General features: G+C 30.7%; 16 protein-coding genes and 5 tRNA genes. 18 read left to right on the top strand and 3 right to left on the bottom strand.

The features are described 5' to 3' along the window. Positions 1-66: 66 nt before the first annotated feature. From GBG18_RS11160 to gpmI, 3 genes are read right to left on the bottom strand one after another with little or no spacing between them, the layout of a single operon-like run. A complete protein-coding gene (locus GBG18_RS11160; RefSeq protein WP_152191113.1) occupies positions 67-2,040 on the bottom strand; it encodes a transglycosylase domain-containing protein in 1,974 nt (657 codons plus the stop codon). A 1-nt stretch (position 2,041) separates the two neighbouring features. Then, entirely contained in the window at positions 2,042-2,737 is a 696-nt protein-coding gene (locus GBG18_RS11155; RefSeq protein WP_152191112.1) for an ATP-binding cassette domain-containing protein, read from the bottom strand. 6 nt (positions 2,738-2,743) lie between these two features. After that, entirely contained in the window at positions 2,744-4,225 is a 1,482-nt protein-coding gene (gpmI, locus tag GBG18_RS11150; protein ID WP_152191110.1) for a 2,3-bisphosphoglycerate-independent phosphoglycerate mutase, read from the bottom strand. A gap of 68 nt (positions 4,226-4,293) precedes the next feature. Between gpmI and mraY the strand changes: the two genes are divergently transcribed. The 18 genes from mraY to GBG18_RS11060 all read left to right on the top strand — a co-directional run bounded on the left by mraY (position 4,294) and on the right by GBG18_RS11060 (position 21,286). Next, positions 4,294-5,355: a phospho-N-acetylmuramoyl-pentapeptide-transferase gene (gene mraY / locus GBG18_RS11145; RefSeq protein WP_152191109.1), complete on the top strand. Its 1,062-nt coding sequence runs from the start codon at positions 4,294-4,296 to the stop codon at positions 5,353-5,355. A gap of 17 nt (positions 5,356-5,372) precedes the next feature. Further along, entirely contained in the window at positions 5,373-6,548 is a 1,176-nt protein-coding gene (gene murD, locus GBG18_RS11140; RefSeq protein ID WP_152191107.1) for a UDP-N-acetylmuramoyl-L-alanine--D-glutamate ligase, read from the top strand. Between the two features lie 38 nt (positions 6,549-6,586). Continuing rightward, a tRNA-Phe gene (locus GBG18_RS11135) sits at positions 6,587-6,662 on the top strand. A gap of 11 nt (positions 6,663-6,673) precedes the next feature. Further along, positions 6,674-6,751, top strand: a tRNA-Thr gene (locus GBG18_RS11130). Between the two features lie 59 nt (positions 6,752-6,810). Next, a tRNA-Tyr gene (locus tag GBG18_RS11125) sits at positions 6,811-6,895 on the top strand. 11 nt (positions 6,896-6,906) lie between these two features. Then, positions 6,907-6,983: transfer RNA gene (locus tag GBG18_RS11120), tRNA-Gly, on the top strand. 227 nt (positions 6,984-7,210) lie between these two features. Then, positions 7,211-8,419, top strand: coding sequence for an elongation factor Tu (gene tuf / locus GBG18_RS11115; RefSeq protein WP_152191106.1), 1,209 nt, complete (start codon positions 7,211-7,213; stop codon positions 8,417-8,419). A gap of 9 nt (positions 8,420-8,428) precedes the next feature. Beyond that, positions 8,429-8,599, top strand: coding sequence for a 50S ribosomal protein L33 (gene rpmG, locus GBG18_RS11110; RefSeq protein ID WP_152191104.1), 171 nt, complete (start codon positions 8,429-8,431; stop codon positions 8,597-8,599). Between the two features lie 42 nt (positions 8,600-8,641). After that, a tRNA-Trp gene (locus GBG18_RS11105) sits at positions 8,642-8,717 on the top strand. 202 nt (positions 8,718-8,919) lie between these two features. After that, entirely contained in the window at positions 8,920-9,102 is a 183-nt protein-coding gene (gene secE / locus GBG18_RS11100) for a preprotein translocase subunit SecE (protein WP_076088260.1), read from the top strand. An 11-nt stretch (positions 9,103-9,113) separates the two neighbouring features. Continuing rightward, positions 9,114-9,641 (top strand): transcription termination/antitermination protein NusG, encoded by a 528-nt coding sequence (nusG, locus tag GBG18_RS11095; RefSeq protein WP_152191102.1) that lies wholly within the window; start codon positions 9,114-9,116, stop codon positions 9,639-9,641. A gap of 101 nt (positions 9,642-9,742) precedes the next feature. After that, on the top strand, positions 9,743-10,168 hold the full coding sequence (gene rplK, locus GBG18_RS11090) for a 50S ribosomal protein L11 (RefSeq protein WP_152191100.1): 426 nt from the start codon (positions 9,743-9,745) through the stop codon (positions 10,166-10,168). Between the two features lie 83 nt (positions 10,169-10,251). Beyond that, positions 10,252-10,941 carry a 50S ribosomal protein L1 gene (rplA, locus tag GBG18_RS11085; protein ID WP_152191098.1) on the top strand — a complete coding sequence of 230 codons (690 nt, stop codon included), beginning with the start codon at positions 10,252-10,254 and terminating at the stop codon, positions 10,939-10,941. 161 nt (positions 10,942-11,102) lie between these two features. Beyond that, a complete protein-coding gene (rplJ, locus tag GBG18_RS11080) occupies positions 11,103-11,591 on the top strand; it encodes a 50S ribosomal protein L10 (RefSeq protein ID WP_152191097.1) in 489 nt (162 codons plus the stop codon). Between the two features lie 50 nt (positions 11,592-11,641). Then, positions 11,642-12,013 carry a 50S ribosomal protein L7/L12 gene (gene rplL, locus GBG18_RS11075; RefSeq protein WP_152191095.1) on the top strand — a complete coding sequence of 124 codons (372 nt, stop codon included), beginning with the start codon at positions 11,642-11,644 and terminating at the stop codon, positions 12,011-12,013. 177 nt (positions 12,014-12,190) lie between these two features. After that, entirely contained in the window at positions 12,191-16,336 is a 4,146-nt protein-coding gene (gene rpoB / locus GBG18_RS11070) for a DNA-directed RNA polymerase subunit beta (protein ID WP_152191093.1), read from the top strand. Next, entirely contained in the window at positions 16,329-20,858 is a 4,530-nt protein-coding gene (gene rpoC / locus GBG18_RS11065; protein WP_152191091.1) for a DNA-directed RNA polymerase subunit beta', read from the top strand. Before rpoB ends, rpoC begins: the two co-directional genes overlap by 8 nt. A gap of 26 nt (positions 20,859-20,884) precedes the next feature. Beyond that, positions 20,885-21,286 carry a hypothetical protein gene (locus GBG18_RS11060; protein ID WP_226898702.1) on the top strand — a complete coding sequence of 134 codons (402 nt, stop codon included), beginning with the start codon at positions 20,885-20,887 and terminating at the stop codon, positions 21,284-21,286.

Here is a 21,286-nt window from a genome sequence, read left to right as displayed (position 1 = left end):
TTCAATTGAACTTACCTTTTTTTATGTCTTCTAAATTAGTAAAGAAAGAAAAGAAGTTAAAAGAGTTTAAAACTCAATAACTTCTTCATCTGGATTTTCAGGAGGAATTTCTATTTCTATTTCTGGCAATGGAGAAGTTTCTGTATAGTATTCAACTTTACCATTAATTTTTGAAGAATAAACTTTTGCAGGTTTAATAAATGTTCTAGGTATTTCAGGATGTGACTCTAGATAGTTTTTATTAAAGTATGAAAATACAGGTGCTGCAATTTTCCCACCAGTTTCTGTTTTTCTCATTGGTGTATTATTATCATTACCAAACCATACTATTGTTTGAATTGATGGTGAATATCCACAGAACCATGCATCAACATTTTTATTTGTTGTACCTGTTTTTCCTGCAAGTTCTATTCCACTAACTTTTGCTCTTCTTGCAGTTCCTCTATTAACAACATCTTTTAAAATTGATGTGATTAAATAAGTTTGTTCAGGAGTGTTTACCTCTTTTGTTTGAGGTTCAAAAGTGATTGTTTCTCCTGCTTTATTTGTAATTTGCTCAATAATATAAGGTTTTACCTGTGTTCCATTATTTGCAAAAACACTATAATATTCACTTAGTTCAAGCAAAGTTACAGACATAGAACCTAGTGTAATTGATAAGTCTGCTGGCAAATCTTTAAATCCATAAGATTCTAGACCTTTATACATAATATCAACACCTGTATCTGTTACTAAATTTATAGTAGCTAAGTTTCTTGATGAAACTAAGGATTCTCTTAAATTTACAACACCTTTAAAGTTTCCACCATAATTTTTAGGCTGCCATTTTTTATTAACACCATCAACTCTATAATTATATGTTCTAGAAATATCAACTAGTTGTGATGCTGGATTTAAACCTTCATTTAAAGCTGTTTGAAATAAAAATGGTTTAATAGCTGATCCTGGTTGTCTTTTTGATTGAACAGCTCTATTAAACATAGATTTTTTATAATCAATTCCACCTACAAGTGCTAATATCTTACCTGTACTACTTTCAATTGAAACCACAGCTCCATTTAATGTTTTTATATATGAATCATCATCTGGATTTTTAGATCTATTTCTAAAGTTTAAATCTCTTTTAACTGCCTCTTCATGTGATAACCTTAAAGCTTTTCTTGCAATTTCTTGAGCTTCTAAATCAATTGTTAATTTGATTTTATATCCGCCAGATTTAATATCTGGAATATCATCTTTTAATGTTTTTAATACATAATCAATTATATAAGGAGCTTTATTTTTAGTTAAAGTTTGTTTATGAATTTTAGGTACTTCTTTTATTGCATTTTCATACTGATCTTTATTAATCCAGCCTAATGTATTTAATCTTGTAATTACTTGATTTGCTCTTGCTAATGATATTTTAAGATTTTTTGTTGGTGCATAAAAGCTAGGAGCTCTTGGTAGCCCTACTAATATTGCCATCTCTTTTAGTGATAATTCATATAAATCTTTATTAAAATATCCACGAGCAGCAGTTCTAATGCCATAATATCCATGTCCAAAATACACATGATTTAAATATCTCTCAAGTATCTCTTCTTTTGTAAGAATTGTTTCAAGTCTAATTGCAAGTAAGGCTTCTTTAACTTTTCTAATTAATTTTTTTTCTCTTGATAAAACAAGCATTTTAATTAATTGCTGAGTTAAGGTACTTGCACCCTCAACAAATGCACGTGCTTTTATATCTTTTATAATAGCTCGACTAATAGCATCTGGATTAATTCCTATATGTTCAAAGTATTGAGTATCTTCAATTGCAACTAAACCTTCAATAATTTTTGCAGGAATATCATCATATTTAACATATTCACGGTTCTCACCTACAAAAGTATTGGCAATTAGTATTCCATTTTTATCAAAAAATTGTGTACTTTGTTTTGGGGCATAGTTAACTACTTTATACACATCATCTTTTATTTCATCGTATAATGTATATAACCATCCTGCAATGGCTAATCCTATAAGTAGAAAAAAACCAAAAATATATTTAAGCATATTATTTCCTAAAATCTTTATTTTTAAATGTTGAATTAATTAATGTTTTTGTATAACTTTGTTTACTCTTAGATAAAATTTCTTCAGTATTTCCCTGCTCAATTACAATACCATCTTTAATTATAATCATATCTTTACAAATATCTTTTACTGAATCAATGTCATGAGTTACAAAAAGTACTAATATTTTTAAATCTTCTATTAAATTCTTTATTAATCCAATTATATTATCTCTATTTTCAATATCTAAAGCAGTTGTTGGTTCATCAAGTAGTAATAATTTAATCTCTTTACTTAAGGCAATTGCAATAATTACTCTTTGTATTTGTCCCCCACTTAATTGACTTGGATATTTTTCTAAAACCCACGTATCTAAATCAACTAGTTTCAAGACTTCTTTCTTTTTTTTATCAGAACAGAAAAATTGTTTATTAATTTTAGTCATTGGAGATAAGGATGTAAATGGATTTTGAGGAATAAAACCAATTGTATTAAAATCTAATACAAAATTTGATTTAATCTCTTTTTCACAAATTAAAGAGTTTGGTAGTAGATTTAATAAAGCTTTTAAAGTTAAAGATTTACCACTACCACTTTGACCAATAAGAGCAGTAGAGTTTGATATCTTAAAAGATATGTTTACTAGCTCTTTATCTTGGCTTTTAATAAGTAGTTTTTTTATATCAATATTGAACATTATAAATTAACTTTTAATTAAAGTTTCATCCATTTCTTCAGGAATATCTAAATCCATAAGTTTTAATACTGTTGGGGCTATATTATTTAAACTACCATTTTTTACTTCTTTAACTTTATCTGACATAATAAAACAATAAACGTCTCCCACTGTATGATTAGTTAAAGTATTTCCTTCTTCATCTCTCATTCTCTCACAGTTCCCATGATCAGATGTTAGTATTAGATTATATCCTTGCTCTTTTACTTTTTCAATTATTAAAGCAAGTTCTTTATCTACTGCTTCAACAGCTTTAACGCTTGCATCAAAATCCCCAGTATGACCAACCATATCTCCATTTGCAAAATTTACAACAATAAAATCAGTTTGATTATTCATTGCATCTCTTACATTTTCTCCAACTTTAGGAGCTGACATTTCTGGTTGTAAATCATATGTTGCTACATTTGGTGAGGGTGTTAAAACTCTTGTTTCATTTAAGAAGGGCTCTTCAACTCCACCATTAAAGAAAAATGTAACATGTGCATATTTTTCAGTTTCAGCAGTATGAAGTTGATTTAATCCTGCTTTTGAAATAACTTCAGCTAAAGTGTTTTTTGGGCTATCTTTTGGGAATAAAATAGGAAGTGGTATGTTCTTATCATATTGAGTCATTGTTGCAAGATTTAAATTTTGTGCAAATTTTGGAAAATGAGAAAAGTTTTTATCTGCAAATACAGATGAGATTTCTCTCATTCTATCTGATCTAAAATTACAAAATATTATTGAATCATTCTCTTTTAATCCATTATAACCCTCAAAAGCAGTAGGAATAATAAATTCATCATAAACATCTTCTTTATAAGAGTTTTCTACAAAATCTACAGCTGATAATAAAGTTTTAGGATGTCCTAAGGCCATTGCATCATGACCTTTTTGAATTCTATCCCATCGATTATCTCTATCCATTGTATAGTATCGTCCAGCAATTGTAGCAATTTTTATATCTTCATCACAAATATCTACAATTTGTTTAATATATTTACTTGCAGAATCAGGTGCTACATCTCTACCATCTGTAATCATATGAATGTAAACTTTTTTATTCTGAGATTTTGCAATTTTTGCCATAGCAATAATGTGCTCAATATGTGAGTGAACACCACCATCACTTAATAATCCAAGTAAATGTATCGTATTAGATTTTTCCATACAATCTTTAAATACAGTATTTTCTTTTAGTGTATCTTCTTCAATAGCAATATTAATTTTTACTAAATCTTGATATAAAACCCTTCCTGAACCAATAGTCATATGCCCAACTTCAGAATTTCCCATTTGTCCATTAGGTAAACCAACGTATTTACCATATGTATGAATTAATGAATAAGGTGTATTTTTAAATAAATTATCATATGTTGGAGTTACTGCTTGTGAAAATGCATTAAAATTTGATGATTCGTTATGCCCAATTCCATCAGTAATAACAAGAATAGTTTTGTTTGTCATTGTTTAAACCTTTTAAAAAGTATAATATAATATAATCGCACGTATTATATCAAAATGAAGGTTTGAGTTTGTTTTACTGGTTTTATAGACATCTAGACATTAATATTTTTCAATATATTTCAGTTCGTGCAGGAATAAGTTTTATAATTGCGTTTTTTTTAACTATGTATTTAATGCCAAAGTTTATAAAATGGGCTAAATCAAAAGACGCATCTCAACCAATATATGAACATGCGCCTGATGGTCATAAGGCAAAAGCAGGAACCCCAACTATGGGTGGAATGGTATTTATTTTTGCAACAATTGTAGCTACTTTATTATCTGCAAAGTTAAATAATTTCTATATTATAGGTGGTCTTGTAACAATTGGATTATTTTCTTTAATTGGAATTCAAGATGATTATTCAAAAATTGCAAAAAATGAAAACTCTGCAGGTTTAAGTGCTAGAGCTAAATTAGTTCTGCAGTTTTTATGTGCTGGTATTGTGGGTTTATTATTATACTATTTCTCTCACACAACTACACTTTATACTCCTTTTTATAAATTACCATTACTTGATATGGGATTATTCTCTATATTATTTTGGATGTTAGTAATGGTAGCAGCTTCTAATGCTGTAAATTTAACTGATGGCTTGGATGGACTTGCTACAGTTCCTTCAATAATGGCATTTTTTACTCTGTCTATTTTAGTTTATGTAACAGGACATGCAATATTTTCATCATATCTTTTAGTTCCAAATATAAAACTTGCAGGTGAATTAGCAATAATGGGTGCAGCAATTGGTGGTTCCTTAATAGCTTTTTTATGGTTTAATTCACATCCAGCAGAAGTATTTATGGGAGATTCAGGATCTCTTCCTTTGGGTGCATTTATGGGTTATATGGCAATTGTTTCAAAATCAGAAATATTATTAGCTGTAATTGGTTTTATATTTGTTCTAGAAACAGTCTCAGTAATTTTACAAGTAGGCTCATATAAACTTAGAAAGAAAAGAGTTTTTTTAATGGCCCCTATTCATCATCACTTTGAGCAAAAAGGCTGGAAAGAGAATAAAATTATTGTAAGGTTTTGGATTATATCTTTTATGACTAATCTGCTTGCTTTAATGAGCTTAAAAATACGATAATCAAGAAAAGAGTATATATGAATTTAAATGATGAAATAAGAGTACTTGGAAAAGGATTAACTGCACAAGCTATAAAAGATAAATTTCCTAATGCTATATTATATGATGATAAGGATTTTGAACTATATGATAAAAGTTCAAATGAAAAGACTATTGTAAGCCCAGGAATTCCACCTTATAATGAAATGATTAAAAAAGCCAATAATATACAAAGTGATTATGACTTATTTAGTGAATTAATGCCTTTTTCTATTTGGATATCAGGAACTAATGGAAAAACTACAACTACTCAAATGTGTCAACACATACTTGCCAATTATAATTCAGTTTATGGTGGGAATATTGGTACTCCTTTATCCAAATTAGATACTAAAGCTTCTATTTGGATTTTAGAAACTTCCTCTTTTACTTTGCATTATACAAATATTGCAAAACCAAACTTATATTTACTTCTTCCTATTTCAGAAGACCATATCACATGGCATGGCTCATTTAAAGAGTATGAAAATGCAAAATTAAAGCCTTTGTCTTTTATGGAAGAAGGTGAAATAGCGATAATTCCAGAAAAATATAAAGATTATAAAACTAAGGCATATAAAATTATATATAAAAATAGTGATGATTTATGTAATAAGTTTGATATTGATAAAAGCAAAATAAAATTCAAAGAACCTTTTTTATTAGATGCACTTTTAGCTCTTGCAGCTAAAAAAATCATTTTTGATGAAATTGATTATGAAAAAATAAATAGTTTTACAATAGATGAGCATAAAGTTGAAGAGTTTATTGATAATAAAAATAGAATATGGGTAAATGATTCAAAAGCTACAAATGTAGATGCAACAATAAATGCCTTAGTACCTTATAAAGACATGAATATACATATAATACTAGGTGGTGATGATAAAGGAGCTGATTTACTTCCTTTATTTGAAAATATTAAACAGCTTAATATTACAGTTTATGCTATTGGTTCTAATATAAAGAGAATAGAAAATTATTGTAAAACTTATAATATTAAAATCGAAAGCTGTGAAAAATTAGAAAAAGCAGTAAAAAAAATAAATGAAAATTTAAAGGAAAATAGCATTGGAATCCTTTCTCCAGCGGCTGCTTCGCTAGATCAGTTTTCATCATATGCACAAAGAGGAAAAGAATTTAAAAGTTTAGTTCTTAATTTAAGTAAACTTTAATCATCCTATGTGTATACTTCCACTCCAATTTAAGAAATGGCGCGATAGCTCAGTCGGTAGAGCAAAGGATTGAAAATCCTTGTGTCGACAGTTCGATTCTGTCTCGAGCCACCATTAAATTAGGCGCTGGTGTAGCTCAGCTTGGCTAGAGCAGCTGATTTGTAATCAGCAGGTCGGGGGTTCAAGTCCCTTCACCAGCTCCATTTTTAAATAGTGCATTATCTATATTAGAATAACACTAAACGAAACAATAATTTTCAACGGGAAGGTTGGAGAGTGGTCAAATCCTGCGGATTGTAAATCCGCCGCCTACGGCTTCGAAGGTTCGAGTCCTTCTCTTCCCACCACTATAATGAGCGCGGGAATAGCTCAGTTGGCTAGAGCCTCTGCCTTCCAAGCAGATTGTCGCGAGTTCGAGTCTCGTTTCCCGCTCCATTAATTTATTGATTATTGGGAGCTTAGTTTTAAGCACAATTTTTATAACTCTTTATAAATTTTTATCCCACTAAGTTTTTTTTTAGTATTTATTTTATATAATACACGCACAAAAATTATAGATAGTCAAATATCTATATAATAATAACAAATCCCCTCTGAATAGAGAAGCTACTGGGCTTATCTACTCAGAGGGCAATAACCTAAAAAATTAGAAGGAAAATTCTATGGCAAAAGAAAAATTCGAACGAAGTAAACCGCACGTAAATATCGGGACAATCGGTCACGTTGATCACGGTAAAACTACATTAACAGCAGCAATCTCAGCAGTTTTAACTAACGCTGGTGGTGGAACTATGATGGATTACGATCAAATCGATAATGCACCAGAAGAAAGAGAAAGAGGAATTACTATTGCTACTTCTCACATTGAGTATGAAACAGCAACTAGACACTACGCACACGTAGATTGTCCAGGTCACGCCGATTATGTTAAGAACATGATTACTGGTGCTGCACAAATGGATGGAGCAATCTTAGTTATTGCTGCTACTGATGGACCAATGGCTCAAACTAGAGAGCATATCTTATTATCTAAGCAAGTAGGTGTTCCTTACATTGTTATCTTCATGAACAAAGAAGATCAATTAGATGAAGAAGATAAAGAAGAGATGTTAGAATTAGTTGAAATGGAAATTAGAGAATTACTTTCTGATTACGATTTCCCAGGTGACGATACTCCAATCATCGCTGGATCTGCATTCCAAGCATTAGAAGAAGCTAAAGCTGGAACTAATGGACCATGGTCTGCAAAAATTATGGAATTAATGGATGCTGTTGATTCATACATCCCAACTCCAAAAAGAGATACTGAACAAGATTTCTTAATGCCTGTTGAAGATGTTTTCTCTATCTCAGGAAGAGGAACAGTTGTAACTGGTGCTATTTCTAAAGGTAGAATTAACTTAGGTGATCAAATTGAGATCGTAGGTTTAAAAGAAACTCAAACAACTACTGTAACTGGTGTTGAAATGTTTAGAAAAGAAATGGAATATGCAGAAGCTGGTGATAATGCTGGTATCTTAATTAGAGGTATTAAAAAAGAAGACGTTCAAAGAGGACAAGTTCTTATTAAGCCAGGTACAATTACTCCACATACTGAATTCAGATGTGAAGTGTATATCCTTTCTAAAGAAGAGGGTGGTAGACACACTCCATTCTTCTCTGGATACAGACCACAATTCTATGTTAGAACAACTGACGTAACTGGTTCTTGTACTTTACCTGAAGGTACTGAAATGGTTATGCCTGGTGATAACGTTGAAATGACTGTAGCTTTAGTTGCTCCAATCGCTCTTGAAAAGGGAACAAAGTTCGCTATTAGAGAAGGTGGTAGAACTGTTGGTGCTGGTGTTGTTGCTGAAATTATCAAGTAAGGATAATAGATGGCAACTGGAACGAGAATCAAAATAGGACTTAAATGTCAAGAGTGTGGTGATATTAACTACACTACTATGAAAAATCCTAAGACTCATACTGAAAAGTTTGAGACTAAAAAATATAGTCCAAGATTAAAAAAACACACTTTACATAAAGAAGTGAAATTAAAATCGTAAGACTCTAGGAAGAAGCTTTTGCTTCTTCCTCTTTTATAAAATAGGTCAGTAGCTCCAATGGTAGAGCGCCGGATTCCAAATCCGACGGTTGTGGGTTCGAGTCCCTCCTGGCCTGCCACTTTCAAAAATACAAAATCAAAATATATTTAAAACAATAAACTAATCATATATTCTTTCCTTGATAACTAACCTAAGCTAATATAAAGTTTTTTTGGATATAATTCCCGTCCTATTAATATACTTAAGAATTTTTTTTAAAGAAGTTTCGACTTTTTTTAAAAGAATTTAAAAGCTTATTTAACTAATACCTTGGAGTCGTTGTGAATAAATTAAAAACTTATTATAAAAATGCTAAAGAAGAACTTTTTAAAGTTATCTTCCCTATAAAAGAACAAATTAGATCAGCATATTTATCTGTATTTATTGTTGTTACTGTAATATCTTTATTTTTAGCATTAATTGACGCTGTTATGTCTTTAAGCTTATCTTCTATAATGAATTAAGGAATAGAATAATGGCACATAAATGGTACGCAATTCAAACTTACTCTGGTAGTGAACTAGCAGTAAAAAGAGCACTAATTCAATTATCTGAAGAAATGGCAGACGGAAGAATAGCTGAAGTATTAGTTCCTACTGAAGATTTAATTGAAATTAAAAAAGGTAAAAAATCAATAGTTGAAAGACCGCTCTATCCAGCGTATGCTTTTGCAAAAATTGAATTAGACACTGAATTATGGCATGGGATACAAGCAATGCCAAAAGTAGGTAGATTTATTGGTGAATCAAAAAAACCAACACCTTTATCTGAAAAAGATATTACTGCAATCTTAGATAAAGTAAATAACAGAGCAGCTGCAAAACCTAAAGTTTCATTTGATGAAGGTGAAATGGTTAGAGTAAATGAAGGTCCATTTGCAAACTTTAACGGAATTGTTGAAGACTTTGATATGGCTTCAGGAATGTTAAAATTAAATGTTTCAATTTTTGGAAGAAATACTCCAGTTGAAATTTCATATTCACAAGTAGAAAGAGTAGTTTAATTACTCTTTTTTAGGCATTAGGCAATAAAACTTGCTTCTTACATAGTTTTATTTCCTAATGCCTAATCATTAAAAAAATCATTAAAATAAAAAGGAATAGTATGGCAAAGAAAGTAGACGGTAAACTTAAATTACAAATACCTGCTGGTGCTGCAAACCCATCACCACCTGTTGGACCTGCATTAGGTCAAAGAGGTATTAATATCATGGAATTCTGTAAAGCATTCAATGAAAAGACTAAAGATAAAGCTGGATTTAACATCCCTGTAGAAATCACTGTTTATTCAGATAAAAGTTTCACATTTGAGTTAAAACAACCACCAATGACTGATTTAATTAAAAAAGTATCAGGAATTAAAAAAGGTTCAGATAACGCACTTAAAAACAAAATTGGTTCTTTAACAAAAGATCAAATTATGGAAATCGTTGATATGAAAATCGCTGATTTAAATACTGATGATAAAGATCAAGCTGCAAAAATTGTTGCTGGTTCTGCAAGATCTATGGGAATTACAACTGAAATTTAATATTTAGTTAAAAAACATTAAGTCTAACCAGCAGACTTTTTAAATGCTGGAAGCAAAAAAATAAAATATTGCGGAGAAATAAAATGGCAAAAAGATATAAATCATTAAAAGAAAAAATTGAATTAAGAGATTACTCTCTTGCTGATACTTGTACTTTATTAAAAGAATTAAAGTCTACAAAATTTGACGAAAGTGTTGAAGTAGCACTTAACTTAAATGTAGATCCAAGACATGCTGACCAAATGATTAGAGGTGCAGTTGTACTTCCACATGGTACAGGTAAAACTGTTAGAGTTGCAGTTTTTGCAAAAGGTGTTAAAGTTGACGAAGCTAAAGCAGCTGGTGCTGATATTGTTGGTAACGACGATTTAGTTGAAACTGTAATGGCTGGAAACATTGACTTTGATGTTTTAATTGCAACTCCTGATTGTATGGGACTTGTTGGAAAATTAGGTAGAGTTTTAGGACCAAAAGGTTTAATGCCAAATCCTAAAGTTGGAACAGTTACTATGGACGTTACTAAAGCAGTTAATGATGCTAAAGGTGGTCAAGTATCATATAGAGTTGATAAAAAAGGTAACATGCAAGCAGCAGTTGGAAAGATTTCTTTCTCTACTGAAGCAATCAAAGAAAATATTGAAGCATTCGTTGCAGCAATTAACAAACAAAAACCAGCATCTGCAAAAGGTAGATATATCTCTAATGCAGCTATTTCATTAACTATGTCACCATCAATTAATGTTGATGCTTCAGAATTAATGGATATTAAATAAGGATTTCTTCCTTATTTAATTTTTTCAACATTCAATAATATAGATAATTTATCTTTATTATTGAGTGTTCAAAGCACTGAAATAAAAACTGAAGACAGTGGGTTAAAAGCTTCCCGTTTTTAATAAGTCCTACCGAAGTCGATGTTTTGAAGGGAGAAACAATGAATAAACAACAAAAACTAGAAATAATTGAAAATTTAACATCTGAATTTAAAAATTCTCAAGCTATTGTAGTATGTGGTTATAATGGAATTACTCATAAAGAGTTAGAATCATTAAGAATCGATGCTAGAGCTAACGGAACTAAAGTTCAAGTTGCTAAAAATACTCTTGTAACTGTAGCAGTTAAAAATGCTGAGTTAGGAGATGTAGCCTTAACTGGAACAAATATTTTCTTATGGTCTGAAGATCAAATCTCTGCTTGTAAAGTAGCTGATAAATTTGCTTCAACTAAAAAAGATAAATTTGAAATCAAGTCAGGGATTATTGAAGGTGAGATTGCTGATCTTGCAACTGTTAATGCATTCGCTAAGTTACCATCTAGAGATGAACTTCTTGGTATGCTTGCAGCTACTTGGATGGCACCACTTACAAACTTTACTATTGGGCTTGATGCACTTAGAAAGAAAAAAGAAGAAGAAGCAGCTTAATTTTAATTAAGCTATAAATAAAAATAAATATAAAAAATAAGGAATAATAAATGGCAATTTCTAAAGAAGACGTATTAGAATATATTTCTGGTTTATCAGTACTTGAATTATCAGAATTAGTTAAAGAATTTGAAGAAAAGTTTGGTGTATCTGCACAACCTGTTGCAGTTGCTGGTGTAGCTGGTGGAGCTGCTGAAGCAGTTGAAGAAAAAACTGAATTTGATGTAATCATCAAAGATGCTGGTGCTAAAAAAATTAACGTTATTAAAGTAATTAGAGCGTTAACTGGTTTAGGATTAAAAGAAGCTAAAGCTGCTGCTGAAGAAGCTGGTGCAGTTATTAAAGAAGGTGTTTCTAAAGAAGACGCTGAAGCTGCAAAAGCTGAATTAGAAGCTGCTGGAGCAACTGTAGAAGTTAAATAATTACACTTGTAATTTTATAAACTTGTTATACAAGGCTTAAATGCCTTGTATAAAGAATAGCATCTTTGAAGGCTAAGGTTAGAATTTAATGAAATTTTAACCCTATCCTTTACGGATGCTTTTGTGCTTTATGTGCTATAAAGCTTAACTTAACCAAAATTTACTACAAGGCCGATAATGTTAAACTCTTTAAAATCTGGTAATAGACTTAGAGTTGATTTTGCAAAAAATCCTCAACAAATCGAAATTCCGAACTTATTACAATTACAGCAAAACTCTTATGAAACATTTTTAAAAGTTGGTCAAGAAGATAGATCAACAGCTGGTATAGAAAAAGTATTTAAGTCAATTTTCCCAATCCATGATGCCCAAAACAGAATTACTTTAGATTACTTAGGTAGTGATGTTGGTAAACCAAAATATGATGTTAGAGAATCTATGGTAAGAGGTCTTACTTACTCAATTCCATTAAAAATTAATATTAGATTAACTTTATGGGATTTAGACGAAAAGACTGGTGAAAAAATCGGCGTTAAAGATATGAAAGAACAAGCTCTATTTATTAGAGAGATTCCTTTAATGACTGATAGAACGTCATTTATTGTTAATGGTGTTGAAAGAGTTGTTGTAAACCAACTTCACAGATCTCCAGGTGTAATTTTCAAAGAAGATGAATCAAATACAGCTGATAACAAATTAATCTATACTGGTCAAATTATTCCAGATAGAGGTTCTTGGTTATACTTTGAGTATGATGCTAAAGATATTCTTTATGTAAGAATTAATAAAAGAAGAAAAGTTCCTGTAACTATTCTTTTCAGAGCACTTGGGTACTCTAAAGAAGATATCATCAAATTATTCTACCCAGTATTAAATGTTAAGATTAAAAATAATAAATTCTTAACTAAATTTAATCCAGATGATTTTACAGGAAGAATTGAATTTGATGTAAAAGATGAAAAAGGTAATTTAATTGTTGCTGCTGGTAAAAGACTTACTGATAGAAAAGCAAAAGCTTTAGTTGAAGGTGGTTTAGAATTAGTTGAATATCCAATTGAATTATTAATGGAAAGATACACAGCTAATACTATTTTTGATCCAGAATCTGGTGAAGTATTATTTGATGCATTAACTAATTTAGATGAATTAAAATTAAAGAAATTATTAGACTTAGGTTTTGAAAACTTTGATATTGCAAATGATCTTGCAACAGGTGTTGATGATTCTATTATCAACGCATTTAAAGCTGATGCTGAATCTTTAAAATTATTAAAGCAAACTGAGCAATTAGATGATGAAAATGATTTATCAGCTATTAGAATCTATAAAGTTATGAGACCAGGTGAGCCTGTTACTAAAGAAGCTGCTAAAGAGTTTGTTAAAAAATTATTCTTTGATCCAGAAAGATATGACTTAACAAAAGTTGGTAGAATGAAGATGAACCATAAACTTGGTGTTAATGTTCCTGAATATGTAACAGTTCTTACTTATGAAGATGTTATTAAAACAGTTCAATATCTTGTAAAAGTAAAAGCTGGTCACGGTCATATTGATGATAGAGATCACTTAGGAAACAGAAGAATTAGAGCTATTGGTGAGTTATTATCAAATGAGTTACATTCTGGTTTAATTAAAATGCAAAAAGCTATCAGAGATAAAATGACTACATTATCTGGTACTTTAGAAGACATTATGCCTCATGATTTAGTAAATTCAAAAATGATTACATCAACTATTACTGAGTTCTTTACATCTGGACAGTTATCACAATTTATGGATCAAACAAATCCATTATCTGAAGTTACTCATAAAAGAAGACTTTCTGCACTTGGTGAAGGTGGTCTTGTTAAAGAAAGAGCAGGATTTGAAGTAAGAGATGTTCACGCAACTCACTATGGTAGAATTTGTCCAGTTGAAACTCCAGAGGGTCAAAATATTGGTCTTATTAATACATTATCTACATTCTCAAAAGTTAATGAATTAGGATTTATTGAAGCACCTTATAAAACTGTTAAAGATGGTGTTGTAAGTGATGAAATTAAATACTATACAGCAACTCAAGAAGAAGGTTTAGTAATTGCTCCTGGTTCAACAAAAGTTGATGATAATGGAAAGATTTTAGAAGCCTTAACAGAAGCTAGACAAGATGGTGAAATTTTATTAGTTGATAAAAATAAAATTGATTTAATTGATATTTCATCTCAAATGGTTATGGGAGTTGCGGCTTCATTAATTCCATTCTTAGAGCATGATGATGCCAACAGAGCCTTAATGGGATCGAATATGATGAGACAAGCTGTTCCATTATTAAGTCCTAATGCTCCTGTAGTTGGAACTGGTTTAGAAAAAACAGTTGCAAGAGATGCTTGGGAAGCTATTAAAGCAAAAAGAGCTGGTGTAATTGAAAAAGCTGATGCTAAGAATATTTATATCAGAGGTGAAGATGAAAACGGTGCTTTCATTGATCACTATAATGTTTCTAAAAATGTTAGAACAAATAATAACACTTCATTTGGTCAAAGAATTGGTACTAAAGAAGGTGCAATTGTTGAAGCTGGTCAAGTAATTGCTGATGGTCCTTCTATGGATAATGGTGAGTTAGCTGTTGGTGTTAATGCAATGGTTGCATTCATGCCTTGGAATGGTTATAACTACGAAGATGCGATTGTACTTTCTCAGAGATTAATTAAAGAAGATGCCTTTACTTCTATTCATATTTATGAAAAAGATGTTGAGTGTAGAGAGCTTAAACATGGTAATGAAGAGATTACTAGAGATTTACCAGGTGTTAAAGAAGAGTCTATTACTCATTTAGATAACTCAGGTATTATTAAAGTAGGAACTTACATTAAACCTGGAATGATTCTTGTTGGAAAAGTTACACCTAAAGGTGAAATTAAACCAACTCCAGAAGAAAGACTTTTAAGAGCAATCTTCGGTGAAAAAGCTGGTCATGTTATTAATAAATCATTAGTAACTCCTACTTCTATGGAAGGAACTGTTGTTGACGTTAAAGTATTCACTAAAAAAGGATATGAAAAAGACGAAAGAGCAGTTGCAGAAATTGAAGCAGAAAAAGCTGAATTAGATGTTAAGCATCATGATAAACTTTTAATGTTAGATAGAGAAGAAATCTTAAAGATTAATGATTTATTATCAAAAGCAGTTTTATCTAAAGATGTTGAATTAGATGAAGTTACATATGCAAAAGGAAATAATATTCCTTTAGAAGTTTTAGAAACTGTAAATAGATTTGCAATGAAAAAAGTTGTTGCATCTTTTGGGTCTGATATTGAAAATACATATAATGATATTAAAGAGCACTTTATTAAGCAAAAATCTCAATTAAGAGATGACCATGAAGAAAAATTACAAGTATTAGAGCACGATGATATTTTACCATCAGGTGTTATTAAACAAGTAAAAGTTTATATCGCAACTAAAAGAAAGATAAAAGTTGGGGATAAAATGGCAGGACGACATGGAAATAAAGGTATTGTTTCTAATATTGTTCCTCAAGTTGATATGCCTTACTTAGAAGATGGTTCAACTGTAGATGTTATTCTTAACCCACTTGGAGTTCCATCAAGAATGAACATCGGTCAGATTCTTGAAGTACACTTAGGTCTAGTTGGAATGAAACTTGGAGCTCAAATTCAAGATATATTTGATGCTAAAAAAGCTGATTTTATTAAAGAACTTAGAACTAAGATGGGTGAAATTGCACAAGTGGCTAAACTTATGAATGGAAAAGAATTTATGGATTCTTTATCAGATGATGAATTAGTTAAATATGGTCAAGATTGGACTAAAGGTGTAAGATTCGCAACTCAAGTATTTGATGGTGTTAGAGAAGCAGAATTTGTTAAATTATTTGAATTAGCAAAAGTTGATTTAGATGGTAAAACTACATTAACTGATGGTACTACTGGTGAAATTATGAAAGAAAGAGTAAATGTAGGTTACATGTATATGCTTAAACTTCATCACTTAGTTGATGAAAAAGTACATGCAAGATCTACTGGACCTTACTCTCTTGTTACTCAACAACCAGTTGGTGGTAAAGCATTATTCGGTGGTCAAAGATTTGGAGAAATGGAAGTTTGGGCTTTAGAAGCATATGGTGCTACTAATGTTCTTAAAGAGATGTTAACAACTAAATCTGATGATATTGAAGGTAGAACAAAAGCATATAGAGCAATTGCAAACGGTGAAAATGTTCCAGCTTCTGGTGTTCCAGAAACATTCTTTGTATTAACAAAAGAGCTTAAAGCTCTAGGACTTGATGTAGAGATTTTTGAAGAGGTAGAAAATAATGAGTAAAACTGAGAAAATATTACAACCTATTGAAATAAAAGAATTAGAAAGACCGACAGATTTTTCGGCCTTTCAATTAAGACTTGCTAGTCCTGAAAAGATTCTTTCATGGTCATCTGGTGAAGTTAAGAAACCTGAAACTATTAACTACAGAACACTTAAGCCTGAAAGAGACGGTTTATTTTGTGCGAAAATTTTTGGACCAGTAAAAGATTACGAATGTCTTTGTGGTAAATACAAAAAGATGAGATATAAAGGTGTTGTTTGTGAAAAATGTGGAGTTGAAGTAACTTCTTCAAAAGTTAGACGACATAGAATGGGGCATATTGATTTAGTATCTCCTGTTGCTCATATTTGGATGGTTTCATCATTACCTACAAGAATTGGTACTTTATTAGGTGTAAAATTAAAAGACCTTGAAAGAGTATTATATTATGAAGCATACATTGTATCTGATGCTGGTGATGCTTACTATGATAATGAAAAAACTAAAAAAGTTTTAAAATACGACATTTTAAATGAAGAACAATATAGAACAATTTCTGATTTATTCGAACATACTGGTTTTGCTGCAAATATGGGTGGACAAATTGTAAGAGATTTATTAGAAACTATTGATTTATTTGAACTTTTAGTTACTTTAAAAGAAGATATGGGTGCTACTAAATCTGAAGCTAAGAGAAAAACTTTAATCAAAAGATTAAAAGTAGTTGAAAACTTTATTAATTCTGGTAATAGACCAGAATGGATGATGTTAACTCAATTACCAGTTCTTCCACCAGATTTAAGACCACTTGTTTCACTTGATGGTGGAAAGTTTGCAGTTTCTGATGTAAATGACTTATATAGAAGAGTTATTAACAGAAATAACAGACTTAAAAGATTAACAGAACTTGATGCTCCAGAAATCATTATTAGAAATGAAATGAGAATGCTTCAAGAAGCTGTTGATGCTTTATTTGATAATGGTAAAACTGCTAATGCTGTTAAGGGTGCAAATAAAAGACCTTTAAAATCATTATCTGAAATTATTAAAGGTAAGCAAGGTCGATTTAGACAAAACTTACTTGGAAAAAGAGTTGATTTCTCTGGTAGATCTGTAATTGTTGTTGGACCTACATTAAATATGGACCAATGTGGTATTCCTAAAAAAATGGCTTTAGAGCTGTTTAAACCACATTTAATGGCTAAACTTGAAGAAAAAGGTTACGCTACTACATTAAAATCTGCAAAGAGATTAATTGAGAGTGAAACTAATGAAGTTTGGGAATGTTTAAATGAAATAGTTGATGATTATCCAATTATGTTAAACAGAGCACCAACTCTTCATAAATTATCTATTCAAGCTTTCCACCCAGTATTAATTGATGGAAAAGCAATTAGACTTCACCCATTAGTGTGTGCTGCGTTTAATGCCGATTTTGATGGAGATCAAATGGCAGTTCACGTTCCATTATCACAAGAAGCAGTTGCAGAAGCTAAGATTCTTATGATGTCATCTATGAATATTCTTTTACCTGCATCAGGACGAGCTATTGCAGTACCTTCTCAGGATATGATTTTAGGTATTTACTACTTATCATTAGAAAAAGATGGTGTTAAAGGTGAGCATAAATTATTTACAGGTGTTGATGAAGCATCTATTGCTTTAGATATGAAGCAAGTAGATTTACATGCAAAAATTAGAACACAAATTGATGGAAAAGTAATTCATACTACTGTTGGTAGATTAATTATTCATGATATCTTACCTGATTTTGTTCCAGTTAATTTATGGAATAAAATTTTAAAGAAAAAAGATATTGGTATTTTAGTTGATTATATTTATAAGCATGGTGGTTACGAAGTAACTCCTAAATTCTTAGATAACTTAAAGAACTTAGGTTTTAAATTTGCAACTAGTGCTGGTATTTCAATTTCTATTGATGATATTAATGTTCCTGAATCTAAAGCTGGTCACGTTGCTAAATCTAAGAAAGAAGTTATTGAAGTTCAAAAACAATTCTCTCAAGGTTTATTAACTGAGCAAGAAAGATATAATAAGATTATTGATATTTGGACAGAAGTTAATAATAAACTTGGTTCAGAGATGATGAATTTAGTTGAGACTGATAAAGATGGATTCAACTCTATTTATATGATGGCTGATTCAGGGGCTAGAGGTTCTGCTGCACAGATTAGACAACTTGCAGGTATGAGGGGTCTTATGGCTAAGCCAGATGGGACTATTATTGAAACACCAATTATTTCTAACTTCCGTGAAGGTTTAAATGTGCTTGAGTACTTTATTTCTACTCACGGTGCTAGAAAAGGTCTTGCAGATACAGCTTTAAAAACTGCCAATGCAGGGTATTTAACAAGAAAACTGATTGATGTATCTCAAAATGTAAGAATTACAATTGAAGATTGTGGTACTCACGAAGGTATTGAAATTACTGATATTACTTCAGGTAATGAATTAATTGAAAGTTTAGAAGAAAGAATCACTGGTCGTGTGATTGCTGAAGATATTATTGACCCAATTTCAAATGAAATTTTATTTACTGAGGGTACTTTAATTACTGAAGAAAATGCAAGAGTTGTTGCAGAAGCTGAAGTAAAATCTGTAGTAATTAGAACTCCATTAACTTGTAAAGTTGAGCATGGTTTATGTTCTAAATGTTATGGTCTTAACTTAGGAGAGCAAAGAAAAGCAACTCCTGGTGAAGCTGTTGGTGTTGTTGCTGCTCAATCTATTGGTGAGCCAGGAACTCAACTTACATTAAGAACTTTCCACGTTGGGGGAACTGCAAGTGCAACTCAAACTGAGAGAGAATTAAAAGCTGATAAAGAAGGTTTCATTAGATACTACAATATCAAGAAATATACTAATTCAGCTGGACAAGCAATTGTTGCAAATAGAAGAAATGCAGGTATCCTTTTAGTAGAGCCAAAAATTAATGCACCATTTAAAGGTAAAGTTTCAGTTGAAACATTACACGAAGATACAATTTTAACTATTTCTAATGCTAAAGATTCTAAACAATTCTATTTAAGAAAGAATGATGTTGCTAAAGCTAATGAGCTTGCAGGTGTTTCTGGTAAAATTGAAGGTAAACTATACTTACCATACAAAAATGGTGAAGAAGTAGAAGAAAACGAATCTATTGTTGAAATTATTAAAGATGGTTGGAATGTACCAAACAGGGTTCCATTTGCATCTGAATTAAGAGTTGAAGATGGAGCTCCTATTACTTCTAAGATTATATCTGGATCTAAAGGTGTGGTTAAATATTATAAATTAACTGGTGACTATTTAGAAAGAAGAGATGATATCAAATCTGGTGAAAAAGTTGTTGATAAAGGTTTATTCGCAGTTATCGTTGATGCTGAGGGTAGAGAAGCTTTAAGACACTATATTGCTAGAGGTTCTATTGTTGAATTAAATGATAATATTGAAGTTGAAAAAGATTCAGTTATCGCAGTTCCAGAAAATGCTGAGCAAGTTGTAATTGCAGAGTGGGATCCATATGCAAATCCTACAATTGCAGAAAAAGCTGGTACAATTTCATTTGAAGATATTATTCCAGGTGTAACTGTTTCTGAGCAATTTGATGAATTAACAGGTACTTCTAAATTAGTTGTTAATGAATATATTCCAAGTGGATATAAACCTACAGTTGTATTAGCAACTGAAGATGACCAAATCATTAGATACTCTTTAGATCCTAAAACATCATTAAATGTTGCAGAGGGTAAAAAAGTACAAATAGCTGATATTATTGGTAAAACACCAAAAGCAACTCAAAAATCTAAAGATATTACTGGGGGACTTCCAAGAGTATCTGAATTATTTGAAGCTAGACGACCAAAGAATATTGCATTATTATCATCATTTGATGGTATTGTTTCTTTTGGTAAGCCATTAAGAAATAAACAAAGAATTATTATTACTGATGAAGTTGGTAATAAAGCTGAGTATTTAGCAGAAAAATCTAAGCAAATCTTAGTAAATGAAGGTGACTTTGTACATGCTGGTGAAGCATTAACAGATGGTCAAACTTCACCTCATGATGTATTAAGAATTTTAGGTGATAAAGCACTTCATTACTTTATTGTATCTGAAGTACAGCAAGTATATAGATCTCAAGGGGTTAATATTGCAGATAAACATATTGAGGTAATTACATCTCAAATGTTAAGACAAGTTTCTATCCTTGATGGTGGAGATACTAAGTTTATTGTTGGAGATATGATTTCTAAAAAGAGATTTAAAATCGAAAATGAAAGAATTATTAAACTTGGTGGACAACCAGCTATTGCTGAACCATTATTACTTGGTATTACAAGAGCTGCAGTTACATCTGATTCTATTATTTCAGCTGCATCTTTCCAAGAGACTACTAAAGTATTAACAGAAGCTGCAATTTCTGCAAAAATGGATATGTTAGAAGACTTAAAAGAAAATGTTGTTATTGGTAGAACAATTCCTGTTGGAACTGGTTTATACAAAGACAAAAAAGTTAAATTTTCTTCATCTGAACACTAAATAATAAACAATAAGGCTTTGCCTTATTGTTAATTTACTTTATGGATATTTTTTCCCTACTACTTATTTTTATAACTGTTGAACTATTTGAATCAAACTGGCAGAAGTCAGATTCAATGTATGGTTTAATTTCTAACAATTTCACAATGTACAAAAAAAGTATTTTTTTATACTTCACTTTACATCTTTCTTTTTTTTATACAATATTCGTCTCTATTTACTTAAGTAATTTTTCTTTTTGGATGAGTTCAATCTTAGTAATAAAATTTTTAGATATTGCATTTAAATTAAATATGATGCAAAAACTTTCAAATGGCTCTTCTTTAGAAGAAGTAATGCCAATAAATGTAAAAATGACACCAATATTTAGATATATGAATGTCTTAATTTATCCACTTTCATTTGTCTTTGCTGTTGGATTAATCTAA

Source organism: Poseidonibacter ostreae, assembly GCF_009208075.1.
Lineage (GTDB): Bacteria > Campylobacterota > Campylobacteria > Campylobacterales > Arcobacteraceae > Poseidonibacter > Poseidonibacter ostreae.
This window is presented reverse-complemented; position numbering and strand designations above follow the sequence as displayed.

What these genes read in the sequence shown, in the direction of transcription:
- GBG18_RS11160 (WP_152191113.1), bottom strand. Translation starts at nt 2,040, where the DNA reads ATGCTTAAATATATTTTTGGTTTTTTTCTACTTATAGGATTAGCCATT.
- GBG18_RS11155 (WP_152191112.1), bottom strand. Translation starts at nt 2,737, where the DNA reads ATGTTCAATATTGATATAAAAAAACTACTTATTAAAAGCCAAGATAAA.
- gpmI (WP_152191110.1), bottom strand. Translation starts at nt 4,225, where the DNA reads ATGACAAACAAAACTATTCTTGTTATTACTGATGGAATTGGGCATAAC.
- murD (WP_152191107.1), top strand. Translation starts at nt 5,373, where the DNA reads ATGAATTTAAATGATGAAATAAGAGTACTTGGAAAAGGATTAACTGCA.
- tuf (WP_152191106.1), top strand. Translation starts at nt 7,211, where the DNA reads ATGGCAAAAGAAAAATTCGAACGAAGTAAACCGCACGTAAATATCGGG.
- rpmG (WP_152191104.1), top strand. Translation starts at nt 8,429, where the DNA reads ATGGCAACTGGAACGAGAATCAAAATAGGACTTAAATGTCAAGAGTGT.
- nusG (WP_152191102.1), top strand. Translation starts at nt 9,114, where the DNA reads ATGGCACATAAATGGTACGCAATTCAAACTTACTCTGGTAGTGAACTA.
- rplK (WP_152191100.1), top strand. Translation starts at nt 9,743, where the DNA reads ATGGCAAAGAAAGTAGACGGTAAACTTAAATTACAAATACCTGCTGGT.
- rplA (WP_152191098.1), top strand. Translation starts at nt 10,252, where the DNA reads ATGGCAAAAAGATATAAATCATTAAAAGAAAAAATTGAATTAAGAGAT.
- rplJ (WP_152191097.1), top strand. Translation starts at nt 11,103, where the DNA reads ATGAATAAACAACAAAAACTAGAAATAATTGAAAATTTAACATCTGAA.
- rplL (WP_152191095.1), top strand. Translation starts at nt 11,642, where the DNA reads ATGGCAATTTCTAAAGAAGACGTATTAGAATATATTTCTGGTTTATCA.
- rpoB (WP_152191093.1), top strand. Translation starts at nt 12,191, where the DNA reads ATGTTAAACTCTTTAAAATCTGGTAATAGACTTAGAGTTGATTTTGCA.
- rpoC (WP_152191091.1), top strand. Translation starts at nt 16,329, where the DNA reads ATGAGTAAAACTGAGAAAATATTACAACCTATTGAAATAAAAGAATTA.